The 5,546-nt window shown below is 32.5% G+C and carries 5 protein-coding genes; 4 read left to right on the forward strand and 1 reads right to left on the reverse strand.

Going from position 1 to position 5,546, the window contains the following annotated elements; all coding sequences use genetic code 11:
* Positions 1-126: 126 nt before the first annotated feature.
* Positions 127-768 carry a hypothetical protein gene (locus QRN68_RS12960; RefSeq protein WP_285397311.1) on the reverse strand — a complete coding sequence of 214 codons (642 nt, stop codon included), beginning with the start codon at positions 766-768 and terminating at the stop codon, positions 127-129.
* A gap of 420 nt (positions 769-1,188) precedes the next feature.
* Here QRN68_RS12960 and QRN68_RS12965 point away from each other — a divergent pair, with 420 nt between their 5' ends.
* From QRN68_RS12965 to QRN68_RS12980, 4 genes are read left to right on the forward strand one after another with little or no spacing between them, the layout of a single operon-like run.
* On the forward strand, positions 1,189-2,082 hold the full coding sequence (locus QRN68_RS12965) for a polyprenyl synthetase family protein (protein ID WP_285397312.1): 894 nt from the start codon (positions 1,189-1,191) through the stop codon (positions 2,080-2,082).
* Between the two features lie 12 nt (positions 2,083-2,094).
* Positions 2,095-2,253, forward strand: coding sequence for a competence pheromone ComX (gene comX / locus QRN68_RS12970; protein ID WP_285397313.1), 159 nt, complete (start codon positions 2,095-2,097; stop codon positions 2,251-2,253).
* Positions 2,254-2,288: 35 nt separating this feature from the next.
* On the forward strand, positions 2,289-4,547 hold the full coding sequence (locus tag QRN68_RS12975) for a sensor histidine kinase (protein WP_285397314.1): 2,259 nt from the start codon (positions 2,289-2,291) through the stop codon (positions 4,545-4,547).
* Positions 4,531-5,145, forward strand: coding sequence for a response regulator (locus tag QRN68_RS12980; RefSeq protein WP_285397315.1), 615 nt, complete (start codon positions 4,531-4,533; stop codon positions 5,143-5,145). Before QRN68_RS12975 ends, QRN68_RS12980 begins: the two co-directional genes overlap by 17 nt.
* Positions 5,146-5,546: the final 401 nt, after the last annotated feature.

Here is a 5,546-nt window from a genome sequence, read left to right on the forward strand (position 1 = left end):
CGTATGTACGGAGGTGTGAGAGGTCGGAGGTTAATCACCTCCTCCTACTCGATTTGATACTGAAATGGACAAAAGTGAAGGATAGCACGTCAGATCTGTAATTGTGCCATCCCCATTATTTATAACCTAATGTTTAATGGACGCTCGATTCCACGGATTAAATGCCGTAGTAATATTAAAAGAAATGTCACTTTCACTAATGGAAACCCCAATAAAATTGGCAGTCGATTGTTTGGGTACCCAATTTGCTTCCTTCACAGCAGTGAATTTACCTGAAGAAGACATATCATTTTCTAATTCTGAGTTACTCTGAAAAACAGGTAAGTCGTCTGTTTCGTCTATAGCAACAACAGGTGAAGTGCAAAAGCAATTGCCTCTCGCATTTATAATACTATAGCTTGGAGACGTATAGATTATAGGTGCATGTATGTTCAATCCGGAGGTAAATGGACTTACTAAAGACAATATAGATAGACTTTCTTCAGACACTCTTAAAATTCCATAGGGTTCAATAAAAGTGTCCAGCTTTTGCTGAAAAGTATCCTCAAATCCAGGGGTATCGCAAATGAAATTCGAAAATGTAGACTTGTTTTGATATTCTGCTAACGTTTCTTTATACGCTTGTTGCTCGGCATGAATAATTATTTGTTCAATGCATTGCTGTTCATTTGAAGGCTTTTTAATGGTGATTTCATCTTCAGAGACACAAATTGTACAGGAAAAAGTAGCTGTAAGTATTAAAACGTTTTCATTTACTTCATTTGTCATTTCAATCACTCCCAGTGTTGGCGAATTTCCTTCTAATTAGATTAGAATCTTTATCTTGTACTCTCATCATATTTATAACTTTGAAAGACAAAGATTGTGTTATATACAATACTTTTTAATTTATCTTAGTTCAATTTAAGCGTAACATCAGTAATGACGCCATTTCAATGCTGAGTTTACGCCAAAAAACTGGCGGTCATTAATGTTATACCGCCAGTTATTTACAATTTCTTCACAAAAATATGGCGTGCTTTCCACAAATACCGCCACTTTTTGGCGGTATTAGCGTTTATATAAATGACGGTAAGTGTATCTGTATGGTAAATATTACTATATTATTTCGGGAGCGTAGTATTATTTCCCATTAATATGTATAATATCTATTAATATATTTAAGGGGTGAGAGGACTATTGAAGGGGTTGGACGAACGAATTAATGAATCATTGGACATTCTTATTGAAAACGAAGCATTGATAGGTCATGAACTACGATCAATGCTGAAAAGCTTTAAGGAAGAAAAAAGCGTATTAGGTTATTCATTTGGTAAGCTTTGTTATTGTCATTATGAAGCATTTACAGAATGTTTGGACGAGGACATTTATAAAGTAGCCGCGGCTATTGAACTTTTAATTTTGTCCTTTGATATTATCGATGACTTGCAGGATAAGGATTCAGATTACAGTTGGAGTACAACACCTGAATTATCATTTAATGTTGCTTTAGCTATGCTAGTTATGGCTTCTAGAATTATACGTGAGACCTCCTTTGAACACAAAAACACTGCTGTTCAAATATTAGAGGATTATGCGTTACGGAGTATAAACGGTCAACAGCTAGATTTACTCAATATTTGTAGGGATGATCAATCCTATATACAAATGATTGACCAAAAATCTGGCTCTTTAACAGCAATGAGTTGCTTAATTGGGGAAGTACTTGCAAAAGGGGAAATATCTCATGAAGTTGAGGAGTATGGGAAATATATAGGGATTATCCAACAAATTAAAAACGATATTCAAAGTTTAAAAACTTGGGGACCTAAAAATGACTTGCTAAACAAAAGATACTCATTGCCTATAATTTATCTTTTAGCACAGAAAAATGATGTTTCAAATGCAGTCACAAACTATTATAATAATGACAAAGCTGACTTTTTGGATAATAATGCTACTGAAAACATGTTGACAAATGGTGGTGCAATACGATATGCAATTACTGTTAAAAATGTCTATAAGTTTAAAGCATTAAATAAACTTGAAGATGTGGCTATAAGCGAATTAGGTAAAGACTACTTAAAAAGACTAATGAAATGAGGAGAGATATGTATGATGCATGTAATTCAATATTTAGAAAAAAACCCAGATCTAGTTTCGCTATTAAAAGCACAAAAAGTATCATTAATTGGAATTTCTTCTGAAGAACAAAAAGCAATTTTAGATGCGTTTAGCGGTGTAATAGATTTGGAAAGTGAAGCTTGGAAATAAAATCATTGAGTAGTAAGTTGTTTTGGCCCACTATAATGCTCTATTTAGTAATTGGTCTTTATCTGAATTATGTAAATTATAGTGGGCCGTTATTAGAAATTGAGGTAGAAAAAGAGGATGGCAAGTGGGGGGTAACGCAACCCTACTATAAAGACTGGACAGAATGGGAAAGTATTTCATCAGCTGATGTTATTTTAAGAGTAGATGATGTGCCAATGGATGATCTAAATCAGCTGAAATATAAAACTAAAATAGTAGCTGCTAATAAAATAACTATCATGAAGCCAAATGGAGAAATAAAAGACATACATATCAAGCATTTAGATGTCCCCCATCAATTTTACTATATATTAGTATTTCCAGCTTGTTATTATCTATTAACGCTATTTATTACTATCTATCTACATTTTAATCAAAAAAATACAAAGCTTACTAACTTACTTATTCTTTTTATGTTAACTGTTTCATTAGCTTATGTAAGCAGTGGAGTAGCTAGTAGATTAAATGGAATTGGGATAATAGTCAATCGTAGTAGTATGGTGTTATGTTTAGTCGTATTATTACATTTTTTAAGGGATTATTATTCATTTATAAAAACAAATTGGGTGTTTACAAACAATATCAAATTCTTTTATATATTCCCTGGAATTGCTTTTTTACTGGGCTGTCTTAGTATTTTCTATCCTGCTTCTTATTATTTTCTTTCTGATGTAGTATTAGTCCTTTCTTTCATGCTCCTTATTATAATACTTAGTATTCTATTGCTAAGCTATTTCAAATATAGATTACCTCAGTTAAAAATATTGTTAAGTAGTATATTGATACCGTTTATGCCATTTCTTTTTTTATATGCACTCCCTAGTATTTTTTTTGATACGTATATTCTTTCAGGTGAGGCCAGCTCTTTATTTTTATTGCTTACTCCATTTAGCTTTATCTTTACACAGTTAGCAGAACGATTATTTGATATTGAATACCATATTACAAGACTCCGTTATTATGTAATTTTTTCACTGGTATTTACTTTGTGGTTTACAGTAGGTTTGTATTGGATTGCGCAGAAATATTTAACTATATCCGTAATAACATGTATTTCTTTCTTTACTTTTACATCGTTAGTTGTTCTTTTTTACATAAAAGAGAAGGTCGATTATCGAAAACGAAAAATTTTATTTTCGACAAAAGGGGATTATATACATCAGCTATATACTGCTGTGGATAGAATCGGTAAGACGATTACATTAAATGCGCTTCTAGAAAAGTTTGTGCAGGAGGTTTCATTACATCTTGAGCTAGAGCATGTATTTGTATTAACTTATGACTTTAACACAAAACAATTTACTTCAACGGTTGAGGGAAAGCTTCTGATTAATCCCACGTTAATGGAAGATTTAAAATTGGGAGAAATACAGAAAATTGACAAGGTCTACCTAGCCTTCCTCCATCAAGATGCTCGCTGCAAAAGAGCCTTAGTATTAGTTCATAACAATTCGATACATTTAAAAGATGAAGAGCTTCTATGGCTTGAATTGCTCTTATTATATGTAAATAATTTTATTGAAAATACAAAGATGGTGGAAGAGCTGTTAGAGGAACTAAAGCATATGAGGCAAGCAGATGATAGTCAATTACCATGGTTAAACAAGCTGCTATGGTTAAGATTTGAAGAGGAGAAATATCAATTAGCTCAAGAATTACATGACACAAATTTGCAAGAACAGCTACATATTGCTCGAGAGGTTGATGTTCTAGTCAATGCGAAGGATCCAACAGATATCCAACAAAAGCTTGTGAAGGTTCATAAGCAGATGGTTACGTCTTTACATGAATTAAGAGCTTATTGTGAAAATTTAAAGCCCCCATTATTAGATACATTAGGGTTAAATGCAGCTTTGGAGAAGTTAATTCGAAAAGTGACAGAAAGAGCTAGTTTTGAATTAATTTATTCGATAGATCGTCTTTACTTAGAGGATGAGCGTATGAATTTAATGATCTATCGATTATTTCAGGAATTACTTAACAATGCTTTGAAACATTCTTATGCAACAACAGTTGAGATTCATCTCCAAGAAGCAAATGATGGATTTGAAATTATCTACAAGGATGATGGTGTGGGCTGTAATGTTGAAAATATTATTGTCACAGAATCGATGGGGATTCGAGGTATGCAAGAGCGTGTAAAGGCGTTTAATGGGCATTTTTATATAGATTCGCAAGTTAATGAAGGGATATTTATCCGAATAACAGTAAGAGAAGGAAGTGACACACTTGATTACGATGCTTATAGTGGATGACCACCCTATTGTGTTAGAGGGAACGAAAAATTTATTTCAAGAAAATGAAGATATTATAGTTGATACAGAAAGTGATGCAACTCATGTTATACGGAGAATTAAAAACAAGCCGTATGATATCTACTTAATTGATGTAAATATGCCGTTAGAAAATGGTATTAACTTAGCCCGTAACATAAAAGCTATCCAGTCAAATGCTTCAATTATCCTTTATACAGGTGACGATATTACAGATTATTATCCACTTATTTTGGAACGAAAAATAGAAGGCATCTTAGCTAAAACAGCATCCAAAGAACAAATATTAAGGACTGTAAGGGCTATTGCAAATGGTGAAATTGTTTTACCACAAAATTTCTTGGATTTTCTCGATAATCGATTTAAATTGCAGGATGCTAAGCTTGATATCCACTTAAATGAAAAAGAAAAGAAGATTTTAAGATTGATTGCTAAAGGACATACGAACAAAGCCATTGCTTTAGAGTTAAATATCCCTCAGCGAACAACAGAAAGATATTTAACACAGTTGTTTTCTTTGTTGAATGTAGATTCGCGTACCGATGCTGTAAATCTTGCAGAAAGAATGAATTTACTATAGTTTATCTATATGTTATACTCATTGATATTGGTATTTTTTTCAATAAAAAGGGATAGTTTGGATAGTTTTGAAATACCATATATTAACTTAGTAAATTAATCTTTAATTATAATGCTAAATACCTATAATTTCCGTGTAACACCGCCAATTTTTGGCGGTGTTTTTATATGTCCGCCAAATCACGCCAAAAATCGAGTCGCAGACCGCCAAAAAATTGGCGTAAACCCACCGTTGAAATATCGGTGTTAGTACTGGTACGCTTAATATAATCGTGGTAAGTAGATTTGTTATAGTGAGTAATAATATCAGGCGTGTTGATTAGGAAAAAATAGGTTTAATATTGCGCGGTAAATGGATTTTTTTGTTACTATTTTGCTGATATATTTCCATTTTAACTGATT

It is taken from the genome of Lysinibacillus sp. fls2-241-R2A-57 (assembly GCF_030209535.1).
GTDB lineage: Bacteria > Bacillota > Bacilli > Bacillales_A > Planococcaceae > Lysinibacillus.

Coding starts and splice junctions, on each gene's coding strand:
- QRN68_RS12960 (WP_285397311.1), bottom strand. CDS start 768: ATGACAAATGAAGTAAATGAAAACGTTTTAATACTTACAGCTACTTTT.
- comX (WP_285397313.1), top strand. CDS start 2,095: ATGATGCATGTAATTCAATATTTAGAAAAAAACCCAGATCTAGTTTCG.
- QRN68_RS12975 (WP_285397314.1), top strand. CDS start 2,289: ATGCTCTATTTAGTAATTGGTCTTTATCTGAATTATGTAAATTATAGT.
- QRN68_RS12980 (WP_285397315.1), top strand. CDS start 4,531: ATGCTTATAGTGGATGACCACCCTATTGTGTTAGAGGGAACGAAAAAT.